Here is a 15,274-nt window from a genome sequence, read left to right as displayed (position 1 = left end):
GGAGGTCCACAGTGGAGCCATGAACACGCAAGAGGCCCTGATCACTGCGGATCTGGCCCGTGCGGCTCGGGCTCTCGCCCAGGTCTCGCTCGCCGATCTCGCCGAGCACACCGACATCGACCTCGAGAGGCTGCGCGCCATCGAGCAGGGGCGGATCCTCGCCACGGCGGAGGAGAGCGGCCTGCTGCACCGCGCCTTCGCGGAGTTCGGCGTCGAGCTGCTGCCCGTGGACGAGCATGCCGGCGTGGGCTACGGCGTGCGCCAGAAGTTCAACCCGCGCACCGTCACCCGCCTGGAGAACTGGGAGAACGAGGGCGGCCCCGCGGGCGAGGACGACATCTGAGCGGCCCGTATCCTGGGGCGGCCATGACCGCTCCCGCCGCCCACCAGCACCGTCACGGGTCCCCGCTCGTCACCCTGCATCGCGCCGAGGACGACGCCGATGCGATCCTGCGCGCGCGCATCGCCGAGACCTGCGGCGTGGAGGAGGCGGCGGTGCGCACCGGTCGGCACTGCCCGCGATGCGGCTCCTCGGCGCACGGCCGGCCCTGGGCCCGCATCGACGCCGCGTCCGACATCCCCGTGAGCATCTCCCGCTCCGGCGCGCACCTGGTGACGGCCGTGCGACGTGAGGGCCCCGTGGGAGTGGACATCGAGTCGATCGCCGCCGTCGACCGGCTGTGGTCGCCCGACCTCGTGCTGCACCCGAGCGAGCGCGGGCTCGATCGGACGCCGGAGGATCGGGCGCGCCTGTGGGCGGGTAAGGAGGCGGTCCTCAAGGCGCTCGGCGTCGGGCTCGCCCGCGCGATGTCCACGATCGCGCTCGCCGACTTCGCCGTCGAGGACCTGCCGGCTCCGCCGGGGCACGTGATCGCCTGCGCGCGGCTGTGATGCCGCGGTGCGGCCGTGACGGTGATGCCGGCAGCGCCGGCCGCGGTCCCGACCGTCGGCCCCGAGCACTCCGCGCCGGATCAGGCCGGTCGCGGGCACTCCGGCAGCGGCAGCAACTCGAGCCATGCCTCGGCGAGGTCCCCGAGCTCCTGCCCGCTCTCGCGCTCCGCGTGCTCGAGCAGCATCGCGGTGGTGACGTTCCCACCGGCATGCTCGGCGAGGAAGGAGCGCAGGAGCGCGAAGAACGCGCCGTCGCCCACGCGCATCCGCAGGGCGTGCACGGTGAGGGCGCCGCGCTTGTAGACCCGGTCGTCGAACATGAGCTCGGGCCCGGGATCGGCGAGCAGCAGGTCCTGGGGGAGCTCGGCGAGCAGGGCGTGGTGCTTCTCGACCTCGGCCTGCACGCTGGAGACGCCGGAGCGCTCGGCCCACAGCCACTCGCAGTAGCAGGCGAAGCCCTCGTGCAGCCAGATGTCCTTCCACGCGGAGAGGGTGACGGCGTTGCCGAACCACTGGTGGGAGAGCTCGTGGGCGATCAGGCGCACCGACTCCCAGTCGGTGTCCACGAGGTTCGCGCCGAAGGTCGACAGGCCCTGCGACTCGAGCGGGATCTCGAGGTCGTCCTCGGTGATCACCGCCGTGTACGAGGCGAACGGGTAGGGCCCGAAGAGCTCGGCGAAGAAGGTGAGCATCTCGCCCTGGCGGGCGAAGGAGCCGAGGAGGTCGTCCGGGGTCGTGCCCAGCGGGACGAGGGTGCGCACGGGGACGTCGGCGCGGGCGATGTCGACGGGGGAGTAGCGGCCGATCTGCACCGTGGCCAGGTACGTGGACATCGGCACGCGCTGCTGGTAGGTCCACGTGGTCACTGCGCTGCGGCGGCGCGTGCCCTCGAGCTCGCCCGCGGCGGCGACCCAGTAGTCCGGTGGGGCGCCGAGGTGCAGCGAGTACGTCGCCTTGTCGTCGGGCCGGTCGTTGCAGGGGAACCACGAGGGCGCCCCGTGGGGCTGCGCGGAGACGATGACGCCGTCGGTCAGCTCCTCCCAGCCCGTCGCCCCGAGCACCCGCGAGGGCACCGGTCGCGGCTTGCCGGAGTACTTCACGCGCAGCACGAACTCCTGGCCGGCGACGATCGGCGTGCGCACGGTGAGCGTGCCGGAGCGGTGGCTGGTCTTCACGGCGCGGCCGTCGACCTGCACCTTCTGGGCGCTGAGACCGTACAGGTCCACACGGATCGAGTCCGCCTCCGCGAGGGCGCGGCAGTGCAGCGTCGCCTCGCCCTCGAGCCGGTTGGTGTCGACCTTGTAGACGAGGTCGAGGTCGTAGTGCTCGACGCCGTAGGAGCGGTCGCCGTGCCCCGGGACGTAGGGGTCTGCGCCGTCGCCGCCGTGCGCGTGCGCGCCGTGCTCCCTCATGCGCCGAATCCCTTCACGCTGCGTCCCCTCATGCGTCGTCCTCCCACGGTCCGATCGGATTGCCCTGCCAGCGCGTCCCCGCGGGCACGCTCTCGCCGCGCATCACCAGGGACACCGGGCCCACGGTCGCATGCCGGTCGATCCGCGCCGCAGGGAGGATCACGCTGCCGGGGCCGAGGGTCGCGCCCTCGGCCAGCACGACCGTGTCCATGCTGAGCACGCGGTCGTGGAACAGGTGGGTCTGCACCACGCAGCCGCGGTTCACGGTCGCGCCGTCGCCGAGCTCGATGAGATCGGTCTCGGGCAGCCAGTACGACTCGCACCAGACGCCGCGGCCGATGCGGGCGCCGAGCGAGCGCAGCCACCAGTTCAGGGCGAGCGTACCGGTCGTGGCGCGCGCGAACCACGGCGCGGCCAGCACCTCGGTGAAGGTGTCGGCAAGCTCATTGCGCCACACGAACGACGTCCACAGCCCGTGCTCGCCCTCCCGGTGCCGGCCGACGATCAGCCACTTCGCGAGGACCGACACCACCGCGGCGGTGATCGACCCCGCGAGCAGCACCGGCCCGCCCAGCAGCACGGCGGCGCCGAGCCCGTACCTGGCCTCGAGGGTCAGCAGGGTCGCGCCGACCGCGGCCCACAGCACCACGGCCAGCAGCATCGGGAGGATCCGGCAGGTCTCGACGATCCCGCGGAAGATCCGCAGCCGACGGGACGGCGCGTACGTGCGGGACTCGTCGGCCTCGCTCCCGGCGCGGCGCAGTCGCCGCGGCGGGCTGCCCATCCAGGAGCCGCCGGCCTTCGCCGAGGTCCGACGGGGCGCGGCCGACAGCACGGCGACCAGGGACTTCTTGGGAACCTTGCGGCCCGGGGCGAGCATGCCGGAGTTGCCCACGAAGGCGCGCTTGCCGACCTTCACCCGCTCCACGCGGATCCACCCGCCGCCGAGCTCGTAGGGGCCCACCATGGTGTCGTCGGCCAGGAAGGCGTGGTCGCTGACCTGCACGAGGCTGGGGATCAGCAGCACGGTCGAGGCCTCGACCCCCTTGCCCACGCGCGCGCCGAGGGCGCGCAGCCAGAGCGGGGTGAGCGCACCCGAGTAGAGGGGGAACAGCCAGCTGCGGGCCTCGTCCAGGAGGCGCAGCGTGCCCCAGATCTGCACGCCCGGCAGGGAGCGCACGGGGTGGTGGCCGGGGCGGATGCCGAGCGCGAAGAGCCGGGTGAGGGCCAGCACCAGCAGGATCAGCAGGAGGTATCCGACGAGAGCGGACACCGGCAGCCACGGGAGCGCCGCGAGGACCGCCCCGCCGAGGCTCGGCGCAGAAGAGACCGCAGGCAGTGCCACAGCCCCGCCCGCGGCGATGGCCACGGCGGGAAGGGCCGCGATGACCAGGGCGACGAGCGCGTAGACGCCCTGCCAGAGCGGTCCGCGGTGCGGGTGCTCGCTGGACCAGGGCCCGCGGGCGCGGGCCTTCCGGCGGGCGGGGGAGCCGGACCAGAACTCGCCCGCGGGGACGTCGCCGAGCACGGCCGATCCCGGGGCGATCTCCGCGTCCCTGCCCACGTGCGCGCCGGGTCCCAGCGTGCTGCGGGCGCCGATGCGGGCGCGCTTGCCGATGCGCACCGCGCCGATGTGCAGGGTGTCGCCGTCGATCCAGGTGCCCGCGAGGTCGACCTCCGGCTCGACGGAGGCGCCGGCGCCGATGTGCAGCAGGCCGGTGACCGGCGGCAGCGCGTGCAGATCCGCGTCGCGCCCGATCCGCGCCCCGAGCAGGCGCGCGTAGTACGGGACCCAGGGGGCGCCCGCGAGGCCGAGTGCCCCGAGCTCCTCCTGGAGGCGCTCGGCGCACCACAGGCGCAGGTGCGCGAGGCCTCCGCGCCGGTGGGTGCCGGGCCGCCGGATCCCGGCGAGCAGCAGCCGCGCGAGCAGGGCGGCGAGGGTCATCCGCACGGGAGGCACGAGGAGCACGATCGCCGCAGGGAGGAGCACGGCGAGGGGAAGGGTCGGCGCCCAGGCGACGCCGAGCGGTCCGGAGGCGAGGGTCGAGGCGATCATCAGCCAGGTGAGCCAGCGCAGTGCCGCGATCGCCCGCAGCGGCAGCAGCAGGACCAGCTGGGCGGCCTGGAAGCCGCGGCGCAGAGGAGGCGCCTCGTCCTCGTTGCGTGCACTCGAGGTGCCCATCGCGTCCAGCGCGGCCGCGAGGGAGTCGATCGTGGAGTGCGCGTAGACGTCGGCGACGGCGACCTCCGGGTGCATCTCCCGCAGCCTGCCGACGACCTGCGCGGCCGTGAGCGAGCCCCCGCCGAGGTCGAAGAAGTCGTCGCGCACCGAGGTGGCGCGGGCGCCCAGCACGTCGGACCAGATCTCGGCGATCCAGGCGGCGGTGCCCTCGAGGTCGCGGGCGGACCCCGGGGCTGACGGCAGGGGCCAGGGCAGGGCGTCGCGGTCGACCTTCCCGGAGGTGCGCGTGGGCATGTCCTCGACCACGGCCAGGCGCGGCACGAGCGCGGCGGGCATGCGCTCGCGCAGCAGGGCGCGGGCGGTGTCGGCGTCGAAGGAGTCGTCGGCCGTCAGGTACCCGACGAGCAGGGTGTTGCCGGACTTCGTGGAGCGCACGGCCGCGGCAGCGGAGACCACGCCCGGCAGCCGCAGCAGCTGGTCGTCGATCTCGCCGAGCTCGATGCGCCGCCCGCCCAGCTTGATCTGGTCGTCGGCCCTGCCGGCGAACACCAGGCCGACCGGGTCGTTGACCACGCGGTCCCCGGAGCGGTAGGCGCGCTCCCAGCCGAGCGCGGGCATGGGCGCGTACTTCTCGGCATCCTTCGCGGGGTCGAGGTAGCGGGCCAGGCCCACGCCGCCGATGATGAGCTCGCCGGTCGCCCCTTCGGCGACCGGCTCGCCGTTCTCGTCGACGACGGCGAGGTCCCAGCCGTCCAGGGGCAGGCCGATGCGCACCGGGGGAGTGCCGTCGAGCTGCGCGGCGCAGGCGACGACCGTCGCCTCCGTCGGCCCGTAGGTGTTCCAGACCTCCCGGCCGGGGGCCTGGAGGCGCGCTGCGAGCTCGGGCGGGCAGGCCTCGCCGCCCATGATGAGCAGGCGCACGGCCTCGAGCGAGGAGTCCGGCCACAGCGAGACCAGGGTGGGGACGGTCGAGACGATGGTGACGGAGTTCGCGAGCAGCCAGGGGCCGACGTCAACCCCCGAGCGGACCAGGGAGCGCGGTGCCGGGACGAGGCAGGCCCCGTGGCCCCAGGCCAGCCACATCTCCTCACAGCTCGCGTCGAAGGCGACGGACAGTCCCGCCATCACGCGGTCGCCCGGGCCCAGCGGCGCGTCCTGCAGGAACAGTCGCGACTCGGCGTCGACGAAGGCGGCGGCGCTGCGGTGGGAGACGGCCACGCCCTTGGGCTTGCCGGTCGATCCCGAGGTGAAGATGATCCAGGCGTCGTCCGCGGGGGAGGGGTCGACGGGGTCCGCGGAGGTCTCGGCGGGGCCGTCGATCCCGGTCGCGTGGGACCCGGACTCGTCGGACCTCGTGCCCGTCTGCGTGAGCGCGAGGTCGTCGCCGAGCACCGCGGCCACGGCGGACTCCTCGAAGACCACGCGGGCGCGCTCGTCGGGGTCCTCGGCGTCCACGGGGACGTAGGCGGCACCGGAGAGCAGCGTGCCGATGATCGCGATGTACAGGTCAGGCGTGCCGGAGGTGATGCGCACGCCCACCCGGGAGCCCGGGCCCACGCCGATCGCGGCGAGCCGGCCGGCGACCTCGGTCGCGGCGGCGTCCAGCTGGGAGTAGGTGAGGGGCTCGAGCCCCGTGTCGATCGCGAGCGCGTCGCCGTGGGCGGCGACGGTCTCGCGGAAGACGTCGACGAGGGTGCGGGGCGCGGGGGCGCGGTCTCCCGCCTGCAGCGAGGGCACAGGGGCTGTCACAGCACGATTGTCGGCCATCGACGCGCCGAACGCGGCATCGACGTGAGGCATCGGGAACCCGTGTGACCAGCAGGTGAAATCCTGTTCACCGTCGCGCTGACGGGACATGGCGCAGGTGATCGCGCGGCAGGTGTGGGACCATGGGGACTCACGGGTCCGCATCCGCGGGCCGAGAGGAAGGAGCTTCCCCATGAGCCTCATCGGACTCATCATCTCCTGGATCATCATCGGTGCCATCATCGGCCTCATCGCACGGGCCGTCCTGCCCGGCAAGCAGGCGATGGGCATCGGGATGACGATCATCCTCGGTGTCATCGGCGCCGTGGTCGGCGGATTCATCGGCGGCCTCTTCGGCGGCAACGGCATCAGCGGGATCATGAACAACCCCTGGAGCATCGGCACGATCCTGCTCTCCGTGGTGGGAGCGATCATCGTCATGGTGGTCTACGGGCTGGTCACCAAGAACCGCGCCTGACACCGCAGGGTCCCGACGGCCGGGACCTGCGGAGCATCCCGACCCCCACGCCGGAACCACGAGCGCCCGATGCCGGAAGGCATCGGGCGCTCGTGCGCGTGCGGGGAGGAGTCGGGGAGGGCGTCAGCGCCTCTCGCCCAGCGGCCAGCCCTGCTCCGCGAGGTGCTCGGCGACGCGCCGCATCTCCTGCTCGGTGGGCAGGTCGTTGGTGTAGTGAGTGATCGCGACGCCCGCGTCGGTCGGGTCGACGATGCGGTGGCCCGCCTCGTCCACGAGGTGCGAGGCGATCTCCTTGGCCTCGTCGTCCGTGAGCTGGCGGCGCAGCAGCGCGAGCAGCGGCAGGCGGTCCGTCGCCGGGATCCCCGCCGGGTACCCGGCGGAGAGCCAGTCGATGATCCGCTGCACGGAGTTCGAGGAGGCCGCGGCGTGCGTCCGCCCGGGCCCCGCGGAGGGCTGCGGCTGCGCCGGGGCCGCGGAGGACTGCGCCGGCGAGGGCGCGGAGGACTGCACCTGCGCATCGCTCGCGCTCTGCTCGGCAGCACCCTCGATGCGACCGTCGTCCGCGCCGTCGACGCCGCCGTCGGCCGCGAGGGCGCGGGCGACCTCGGCGGACTCCTCGTCCACGGGCCAGCCGGCGTCGGCGAGGCGCTCGGCGACCTCGCGCTCATGGTCCTCGGTGACGGGAGCGGAGGTCACGCGGCCGATCGCTCCGCGCACGTCCTCCTGGCTGACCTCGCCCTCGGGGTTCTCGCGCTTGAGCTCGCCGACGATCTTCTCGAGCTCCTCCTCGCTCAGATTGTGCGTGAGCAGGGCGAGCAGTGGATAGAAGTCCTTGGGCGGCACGCCGTCGGGATAGCCCACGCGCAGCCAGTCCAGGATCATGCTCAACGGGTTGTTCATGGTGTCCTCTGCCCCTCGATCTCGGACGCCCCTCAGAGGGGCAGCTGGATGCCCAGGTAGTGGTCGATGCTGCCCTTGGTGATGAACAGCAGACCGTAGAGGATGACCAGCGCGACGACCGCGAAGATGATCCACGCGCCCACGCGCGCCGCGGGGTTGGCGGCGATCACGGTGCCGTCGCGCTCCTCGCCGCCCTCGCCGTGGTCCTGCAGCTTGATGCCCAGGGAGAACAGCAGCGGGAGGCCCGCGCCGAGCAGCAGTCCGACGCCGAGGACCTTGAGGGTGCCGGTGACGATCTCGATGAACTCTGCGGACATGTCAGGAGTCCTTCCTGGTCGACGTGGGCACGGGAGTCTTCTGCCGCTGCTCCCGCTGGTCCGCGGGGTGCGGGGCGGAGACGGCGGCCGACGGGACCGGGACATCCGCGTCGGAGGAGGAGCCCGCGACGGGCGCCTCGACCGCGGCACCGTCCTCGACGGTGAGCGTGGAGGGGGCCTCGGCCCCGTCCTGCCAGTCGTCGTTGACGTTGCCCGCGTCGACCTTCTGCAGCTGCGAGCGGTAGTAGATGTATCCGCCGACGGCCAGCAGGATCGCGAAGACCAGGAAGGCTCCGCCGACGCCGCCCACGAGGTGTCCGATGAAGTAGGTGATGGCGCCGACCACGGCCGCGGCCGGGAGCGTCAGCAGCCAGCCCACGGCCATGCGTCCGGCCACGCCCCAGCGGACCTGCGCGCCGGGACGGCCGACGCCGGAACCGACGATCGAGCCGGTGGCCACGTGCGTGGTCGACAGGGCCATGCCCAGGTGACTCGAGGTGAGGATGATGGCGGCGGAGGAGGCCTCCGCGGCCATGCCCTGCGGGGAGTCGAGCTCGACGAGGCCCTTGCCGAGGGTGCGGATGACGCGCCAGCCGCCCATGTAGGTGCCGAGCGCGATCGCGCCGGCGCAGACGATGATGATCCACGGCGGCAGACCGTTGTCGATGATCTCCTGGTCGGAGAGGGTGCCGTGGGCGATGAGGCCCAGGGCGATGACGCCCATGGTCTTCTGCGCGTCGCCCGTGCCGTGGGCGAGGGAGACCAGCGAGGCCGTGGCGATCTGGCCGTAGCGGAAGCCCTTCTCGCGGCGCTCCTCGCTCACGTTCGCGGTGACGCGGAAGACGAGCCAGGCGGCCGTCGCGGCGATCGCGCCGGCGATGAAGGGGGAGAGGAGGGCCGGGATGATGACCTTGATCATCAGTCCCTCCCAATTGATGCCCACGGTGCCCAGGGCCGCGAGGCCGGCGCCGATGAGGCCGCCGAACAGGGCGTGGGAGGAGCTGGAGGGGATCCCGAACAGCCAGGTCGCGAGGTTCCAGAGGATGCCGCCGACGAGTCCGGCGAAGATGATGAACATCGCCGTCTCCGCGTCCAGGCCCGTGATCAGCGCTCCGGTGTCGGAGTCCTGGATCTTCAGCACCGAGGTGGTCACGGTGACCGCGACCTCGACGGACAGGAACCCGCCGATCACGTTGAGGATCGCGGAGAGCGTGACGGCGGTCTTGGGCTTGAGGGCCCCCGTGGCGATGGACGTGGCCATCGCGTTGCCGGTGTCGTGGAAGCCGTTCGTGAAGTCGAAGGCCACTGCCGTGATGATGAGCAGGGCGAGGATGACGATGTCACCTGTCATGCGGCCAGTGTGCTCCCGGGGTCGAGAGGGGTGCCAGTTCTCCCCGGGGCCGTTCACCTTCCGTTCACCCGGTTCCTGGGCGTTCGTGCCTGCCTGTACGCGAAGTCACAGGAGGTGGGGGTGACCTGGCATTCCAGGGGGCGTGGAATGTCCGGTTCGCCGTCGCCTCCTGTTCACCGCGTTCACCGCGAGGTCGACTCGGTGCGGGCAGACTCGACGGGGCGACTCAGCAGGAGGTCGACTCGGCGCGGGGCCGACTCAGCGCGGAGTCGACGGCGGGACGGGGACGTCGGCGCTGCGCCGGCCGATCTCGCGCGGGACGAAGCGGCCCTGGGACCAGGCCGCTACGTCCTGATCGAGATCCTCCGCGAGCGCGGGGTCGATGAGCAGGCGCAGCCGCGCCCCGGCCTCGGCGTACTCGGTCGCGTGCACCTCGGCGGCGGCGCCGTGGACGTCGGCCCAGTGGCGCACCGCGTTCTCCGCGAGGCCGACGTCCGTGAACGGCACCTCGAGCGCGATCTCGCTGCGCTGGACGCGTTCGAGGAGCGGGGCGCCGTCGAGGGCCTGCTCGACGGCCGCGGTGTAGGCGCGCACCAGACCGCCCGCCCCGAGCTTCACGCCGCCGAACCAGCGCACCACGATCGCCAGGGTGTCGGTGAGGTCCGCGTGCAGGAGCGCCTGCAGGATCGGCATCCCGGCGGTGCCCGACGGCTCTCCGTCGTCGTTCGAACGCTGCACGGGGCCGGAGCCCGTGGCCTGCTCGGACAGCACGAGGGCGGAGCAGTGGTGGCGGGCGCCGGGGTGCGCGGCGCGGGCGGCGCGCAGCAGGGCGTCGGCTTCCTCTGTCGAGGAGACCGGGTGCAGCTGGGCGAGAAAGCGGGACTTCTTCTCGATCAGCTCGTCCTCGACCGGCCGGGCGAGGGTGCGGACCGGGGCCGGCCCGGACGGCGGGGGAGAGGTCTCCGTCGGCGTCTCCTCGGATTCCATCCCGGCAGTCTACGGATCCGGTCCGACCGTCGGCGGGTCCCGCAGATCCACCCCGAGCGCGTCTCCGACCCCGAATGCGTCCTCCGTGCAGGTCGGGACCTTCGACCTCCCCCATCCGGGCCCGTCGAGGGGCACAATGGGGTCACCGGCGAGGAAGCCGGTGTCGACCGTCAGATCCTGCGGCATCGGCCGCAGGCGCCGGAAGGAAGTGGTCCGTCGTGAACGCAGCCCCCGAGCAGTCCGGAGACGCGCCCCGCAGCGGCGAACCCCGACAGATCGTGGTCGGGGTGGTCGACGAGAGATCACGGACGGTGATCTCGACGGCGGCGCAGTACGCGAAGGCCTTCCATGCGACCCTCACCTGCGTGTACGTCGAATCGACGATGCTCGCCCTGGGTGAGACCCCGCAGGGGTCCCTGTACGCGGCGGGCCTCGCCGCGGAAATCGAGGAGCCCTTCTTCCCCGAGGACCTCATGAAGGTCATCGAGGAGGGCGTGGGCGCGACCGACGTGAGCTGGAGGGCCGTACCGCGGCGCGGCACCCCGACCGTCGAGCTGCACGAGGTCGCCGAGGACGTCGACGCGCTGATGTTCGTGCTGGGCACCCGCAAGCCCGGACTGCGGGACTCCATGCGCGAGTTCATCAACGGCTCCGTCGCCACCCAGCTCTCCCACAAGCAGGTACGGCCCATCGTGGTGGTCCCGCTGTGCGTGGTCGGCCATGACGACGACCTGCCGTGGATGGGTGAGGCGCAGTCCTGAAGGGCCCTACACCGGCCCCCGTCCTCAGCGCCTGGCCAGAACCTGATCGAGTTCTGGGCATGAGCTGGGCGCGTCCGATACCGTGTGAGCTGCACCATTTCGACGAAGGAGATCCCCGTGAGCATGCCCGCCCAGCCCCAGTACCCCGGTAGCCCACAGGGCGGCCCCGGGTCTCCGAGCGGGTTCCCCGGCCTTCAGACCCCCGGCGTCGACGGCAAGGTGCCCGGCAAGGGCATGAAGAAGGCCGGGTTGATCATGCTGATCGTCGGGCTCGTCCTGTGCCTCATCGGCATCGTCGTCTTCGTGGTCGCGATCGTGAAGGTCGTCGGCGTCGCGAGCGACGTCTCGGACAACAGCACCGTCTTCAACGGGTCCGCCACGATCGAGCTCGAGGCCGGCAAGGACATGCAGGCCTACGTGCACGAGGGCGAGACGGGTCCGAGCTGCACCATCGTTGGCGCGGACGGCACCAATCCCGATACCGGCACCGTGAACCAGAAGAGCACCGTGACCACGGAGGGGACCGATTGGGAGTCCTTCGGCTCCTTCACCGCGAAGTCCACGCAGGAGTACACCATCACCTGCGATTCCCCGAACGAGGTCATGGTCGCGCCCCCTGTGTCGGTGGGCGGGATCGTCGGCAGCGTCGGCGGCATCATCGGAGGTCTCCTCGTCGGCGGGTTCGGCTTCCTGCTCCTCGTGGTCGGCGTGATCCTGTTCTTCGTCGGCCGCAGCAAGGCCAAGAAGGCGCAGAACCCGGCGTTCTGAGTCGTCTGCACAGCCCATCCGTCGGCCCTTCGCTCCGCCCGTTCGACCAGCTGATCAGTCCGCTGTTCGACCAGGTGGGACGGAGGGCCGACGTGCGTGCTGCGGGCGCGCGCGGATAGGATGGACGGGCCCGTCGGTCGGGCACGGGCCTGTAGCTCAGTTGGCAGAGCATCGGACTTTTAATCCGCGGGTCGAGGGTTCGATCCCCTCCGGGCCCACCCTGGTCAGGACTATGTTCGTGGTTGCGGGCCTCGCCCCAAAATGGGCAATGACAGCAACGCTGACAGCAACGCGGCTGTGTGTGCTGTGCGGGACGAGGGGTGACAGCAACCGATCCTTCGCCACTCCGCGAGCGCCGTCGGGACAGATTCAGAATGCCTCGGCCACAGTGCTCCACGTCCTGGTGGAGGGCGGGCGAGCATTCCGAACATCAGCTCCTCAGTCACGGAGGTATGTGCATGAGTGCCGCCGAACGGCCCAGAGTTGTCTGCCTCTGCGGTTCGCTGCGCTTCCAGAGCCTGTTCGAGTCGGAGCGGCGTCGTCTTACTGCGCTCGGGATGATCGTGCTCGCCCCCGAGGCGATCGATGAAGACCTGACACCAGCCCGACGTGAGGCTCTGGGGGAGCTGCATCTACGCCGTATCGACGTGTCGGACGAGGTGCGAGTGGTGAGCGAAAGCGGATACCTCGGATCGGCAACGCGGCGTGAAATTGCGTACGCGAGAAAGAGGTGCAAGAGCATCAGCTCAATGGATCCGATCCTCGACCTCTAAAGCCATCGGGGCATCCCCCTTTCGTCATCGCGCGAGTTGCGGGATTAATGGCCGGTTCCGATTCTCGGTGTCGTCTCGACGCTCATGGTGGGCCTTGATCGTGGAGTACTGCGTTGACGACGATCATGAGAGGTTCCGTTCTGTGAGCGGGATCAGCGTCGGTCGCGCAGGGCCGCGACAGTTGCTTCCGGGTGCAGGTCGAGGCGTCGCAGGAGCTGGGCGTTCATCGCGACGACGACGGTGGACAGGGACATGAGGATCGCGCCGACGGACATGGGCAGCACGAATCCGATAGGGGCGAGGATTCCGGCGGCGAGCGGCACGGAGATAAGGTTGTAGCCGGCTGCCCACCAGAGGTTCTGCTTCATCTTCCGGTAGGCGGCGCGGGAGAGCTCGATCACTGAGAGCACCGAGCGAGGATCGGAGCTGGCAAGCACCACACCGGCCGAGGCGATCGCGACGTCGGTGCCGGCCCCGATGGCGATGCCGACATCGGCCTGGGCGAGGGCGGGGGCGTCGTTGACGCCGTCGCCGATCATCGCGACCTTCTTGCCCTCCTTCTGGAGCTGGGCGACCTTCGAGGACTTGTCCTCGGGACGTACCCCGGCGAAGATACGGTCGATGCCGAGCTCACGGCCGACGCTGTTCGCGACCGCCTCGGCGTCGCCGGTGATCATGACGACCTCGACCCCCAGGCTGTGCAGGGCATCGATGGCTTCGCGAGATTCGGGGCGCACTTCGTCGTGGAGCTTGAGACCGCCGATCACCTCGCCGTCCCGGAGGACGTGGAGGATGATCGCGCCCTCCTGGCGCCAGGCCTCAGCGTCTTCGATCTCGCGTGCTCCGGTTTCCTCGAGCAGGCGGGGGCCGCCTACGCGGATCTCGTCTCCATCTACTTGGGCGCTCACTCCCAAGGCAGGGGTAGAGCTGATGTCGGAGCCCGTCGGGATCCGGACTCCCTCGGCCTGCGCCTTGGCGATGATGGCGCGGGCGAGCGGATGCTCGCTCTCGGCTTCGGCGGCAGCTGCCAGGGCCAGCACGTCGGTCTCCTCCGCGCCGCGGGTGATGATCTCAGCGAGGACGGGCTCGCCCTTGGTGAGAGTGCCGGTCTTGTCGAACAGGACGGCGTCGACGGTGCGCATCGCCTCCAGCGCCAGGCGGTCCTTCACCAGGACGCCGCCGCGGGCAGCCCGCTCTGTCGCGATCGAGACCACCAGCGGGATCGCGAGCCCCAGGGCGTGGGGGCAGGCGATGACCAGGACGGTCACCGTGCGGACCACTGCCTCATCGGGCATTCCGAGCAGTGACCAGGCGATTGCCGTGATCACGGCAGCGCCGAGAGCGAACCAGAACAGCCAGGCCGATGCCTTGTCTGCGATGCGCTGTGCCCGGGAGGTGGAGTTCTGCGCCTCGGTCACCAGGCGCTGGATGCCGGCGAGGGCGGTGTCGTCACCGGTGGCGGTGACCTCAATGCGCAGGCTGGAATCCGTGGCGACGGTCCCCGCCACGACGGAGTCTCCGGTGGAGCGCGTCACGGGACGGGACTCGCCGGTGACCATGGACTCGTCCACGTCGGCGCGGCCTTCGCGGATCGTGCCGTCGGCCGGGACGCTCGCCCCCGGGCGCACCAGGACCAGATCCCCGTGTTGCAGCTCAGTCGGTGAGACATTCACGATCTCGTCACCGTCGATGCGTTCTGCCATGTCGGGAAGCAGTGCGGCCAGGGAGTCGAGCGCGGAGGTCGTCTGGGCGAGGGATCGCATCTCGACCCAGTGCCCCAGCAGCATGATGACGATCAGCAGGGCGAGCTCCCACCAGAATTCCAGCTGGTGGTCGAGGAGGCCAAGGGTGGCTCCCCAGGAGGCGATGAACGCAACCGTGATCGCGAGCCCGATCAGGAGCATCATTCCGGGTTGACGGGAGCGGATCTCGGAGACTGCGCCGGTGAGGAACGGGCGGCCGCCCCAGATGTACATGACGGTGCCGAGGAGCGGGGCGATCCACATCGCGCCGGGAAGATCGGGAACGCTGTAGCCGAGCAGCATCGCGAACATCGGCGAGAATGCGACAACTGGGACCGCGATGATCAGGTTGATCCAGAACAACCGCCGGAACTGCCCGACGTGGTCTCCATGACCGGAATGGCCACCATGTCCTGAGTGACCCTCGTGGCCTGAGTGGTCCTCATGGTCGCCGTGAGATCCATCGTCGCTATTCGCGTCGGATGCGTCGCGCTCAGCAATGCCGGTGCCGGGAGATGTGTGGGAGGGATGAGGGTGCTGCATGTCGGGTTCTCCGTGGGCGTGACGGTGTGTGGGGTTGCCAGCGTTCATACGCCTGACCATATACCCCTGGGGGGTATGTGTCGAGGGGTTGGAGTCCGCTGTGAGCATCGGCGTGATCCAGGTGCGGAGGTGTGGCACTCGAGATATCACGTCGGCGCCAGAGTCCAAGCCGCTGACTCCGACCTGCTGGCCCGCTCACCCTTGAGCGAGGCCCAGGAGAGCGACACCAATGTCAGCCTTCTTCGGCGCCGGGGGCCGGAACGCACGGCGTCAGGATGCGTAATCGATCCCTGTCATCATGCCGGCTTCCTGGTGGTAAGCGTTGTGGCAGTGTGCCGCCCATCGACCCGGATTGTCCGCATCGAAGTCGAGGGCGGGGCCTGACCCTTGTTCGTGGACACGCTGATTCCAGCATTTGCTGGG

At 70.9% G+C, this 15,274-nt stretch carries 13 protein-coding genes, 1 tRNA gene and 1 pseudogene; 7 read left to right on the top strand and 8 right to left on the bottom strand.

Annotated features, from left to right (window positions below; all coding sequences use genetic code 11):
* Nucleotides 1-19 precede the first annotated feature (19 nt).
* Both Bra3105_RS06260 and Bra3105_RS06255 read left to right on the top strand, forming a co-directional pair.
* Nucleotides 20-343: a hypothetical protein gene (locus Bra3105_RS06260; protein WP_228359043.1), complete on the top strand. Its 324-nt coding sequence runs from the start codon at nucleotides 20-22 to the stop codon at nucleotides 341-343.
* Between the two features lie 23 nt (nucleotides 344-366).
* Nucleotides 367-891 (top strand): 4'-phosphopantetheinyl transferase family protein, encoded by a 525-nt coding sequence (locus tag Bra3105_RS06255; RefSeq protein ID WP_228359042.1) that lies wholly within the window; start codon nucleotides 367-369, stop codon nucleotides 889-891.
* Nucleotides 892-971: 80 nt separating this feature from the next.
* On the opposite strand, the gene Bra3105_RS06250 is transcribed toward Bra3105_RS06255, so the two are convergent.
* Together Bra3105_RS06250 and Bra3105_RS06245 are read right to left on the bottom strand one after the other, a co-directional pair.
* On the bottom strand, nucleotides 972-2,303 hold the full coding sequence (locus tag Bra3105_RS06250) for a M1 family metallopeptidase (protein WP_228359041.1): 1,332 nt from the start codon (nucleotides 2,301-2,303) through the stop codon (nucleotides 972-974).
* 28 nt (nucleotides 2,304-2,331) lie between these two features.
* On the bottom strand, nucleotides 2,332-6,252 hold the full coding sequence (locus tag Bra3105_RS06245; protein WP_407650913.1) for a Pls/PosA family non-ribosomal peptide synthetase: 3,921 nt from the start codon (nucleotides 6,250-6,252) through the stop codon (nucleotides 2,332-2,334).
* A 172-nt stretch (nucleotides 6,253-6,424) separates the two neighbouring features.
* Between Bra3105_RS06245 and Bra3105_RS06240 the strand changes: the two genes are divergently transcribed.
* On the top strand, nucleotides 6,425-6,709 hold the full coding sequence (locus Bra3105_RS06240) for a GlsB/YeaQ/YmgE family stress response membrane protein (protein WP_228359039.1): 285 nt from the start codon (nucleotides 6,425-6,427) through the stop codon (nucleotides 6,707-6,709).
* Between the two features lie 123 nt (nucleotides 6,710-6,832).
* On the opposite strand, the gene Bra3105_RS06235 is transcribed toward Bra3105_RS06240, so the two are convergent.
* The 4 genes from Bra3105_RS06235 to Bra3105_RS06220 form a co-directional block, all read right to left on the bottom strand.
* Nucleotides 6,833-7,609, bottom strand: coding sequence for a DUF3349 domain-containing protein (locus Bra3105_RS06235; RefSeq protein WP_228359038.1), 777 nt, complete (start codon nucleotides 7,607-7,609; stop codon nucleotides 6,833-6,835).
* A gap of 32 nt (nucleotides 7,610-7,641) precedes the next feature.
* Complete coding sequence (locus Bra3105_RS06230) at nucleotides 7,642-7,926, bottom strand: hypothetical protein (protein WP_228359037.1); 285 nt, start codon at nucleotides 7,924-7,926, stop codon at nucleotides 7,642-7,644.
* A gap of 1 nt (nucleotide 7,927) precedes the next feature.
* Complete coding sequence (locus Bra3105_RS06225; RefSeq protein ID WP_228359036.1) at nucleotides 7,928-9,277, bottom strand: inorganic phosphate transporter; 1,350 nt, start codon at nucleotides 9,275-9,277, stop codon at nucleotides 7,928-7,930.
* Nucleotides 9,278-9,535: 258 nt separating this feature from the next.
* Nucleotides 9,536-10,264 (bottom strand): IMPACT family protein, encoded by a 729-nt coding sequence (locus tag Bra3105_RS06220; RefSeq protein ID WP_228359035.1) that lies wholly within the window; start codon nucleotides 10,262-10,264, stop codon nucleotides 9,536-9,538.
* Between the two features lie 218 nt (nucleotides 10,265-10,482).
* Between Bra3105_RS06220 and Bra3105_RS06215 the strand changes: the two genes are divergently transcribed.
* The 4 genes from Bra3105_RS06215 (at nucleotide 10,483) to Bra3105_RS06200 (ending at nucleotide 12,566) form a co-directional block, all read left to right on the top strand.
* Nucleotides 10,483-11,025, top strand: a complete 543-nt coding sequence (locus Bra3105_RS06215) for a universal stress protein (RefSeq protein WP_228359034.1) — start codon at nucleotides 10,483-10,485, stop codon at nucleotides 11,023-11,025.
* Between the two features lie 117 nt (nucleotides 11,026-11,142).
* Nucleotides 11,143-11,793, top strand: a complete 651-nt coding sequence (locus tag Bra3105_RS06210) for a hypothetical protein (RefSeq protein ID WP_228359033.1) — start codon at nucleotides 11,143-11,145, stop codon at nucleotides 11,791-11,793.
* 145 nt (nucleotides 11,794-11,938) lie between these two features.
* Nucleotides 11,939-12,011: transfer RNA gene (locus Bra3105_RS06205), tRNA-Lys, on the top strand.
* Between the two features lie 240 nt (nucleotides 12,012-12,251).
* A complete protein-coding gene (locus Bra3105_RS06200) occupies nucleotides 12,252-12,566 on the top strand; it encodes a hypothetical protein (RefSeq protein WP_122943351.1) in 315 nt (104 codons plus the stop codon).
* A gap of 152 nt (nucleotides 12,567-12,718) precedes the next feature.
* Here Bra3105_RS06200 and Bra3105_RS06195 read toward each other — a convergent pair whose 3' ends face one another.
* Together Bra3105_RS06195 and Bra3105_RS06190 are read right to left on the bottom strand one after the other, a co-directional pair.
* On the bottom strand, nucleotides 12,719-14,899 hold the full coding sequence (locus Bra3105_RS06195) for a heavy metal translocating P-type ATPase (protein WP_228359032.1): 2,181 nt from the start codon (nucleotides 14,897-14,899) through the stop codon (nucleotides 12,719-12,721).
* Between the two features lie 222 nt (nucleotides 14,900-15,121).
* A pseudogene (locus Bra3105_RS06190) lies at nucleotides 15,122-15,223 on the bottom strand (multicopper oxidase domain-containing protein); the annotation flags it as partial.
* Nucleotides 15,224-15,274 lie beyond the last annotated feature (51 nt).

Origin of the sequence: Brachybacterium halotolerans subsp. kimchii (assembly GCF_020792675.1) — a bacterium.
In the GTDB taxonomy this organism is placed as follows: domain Bacteria; phylum Actinomycetota; class Actinomycetes; order Actinomycetales; family Dermabacteraceae; genus Brachybacterium; species Brachybacterium halotolerans.
The sequence above is the reverse complement of the archived record's forward strand: the minus strand, read 5'-3'. Positions and strand labels throughout refer to the sequence as shown.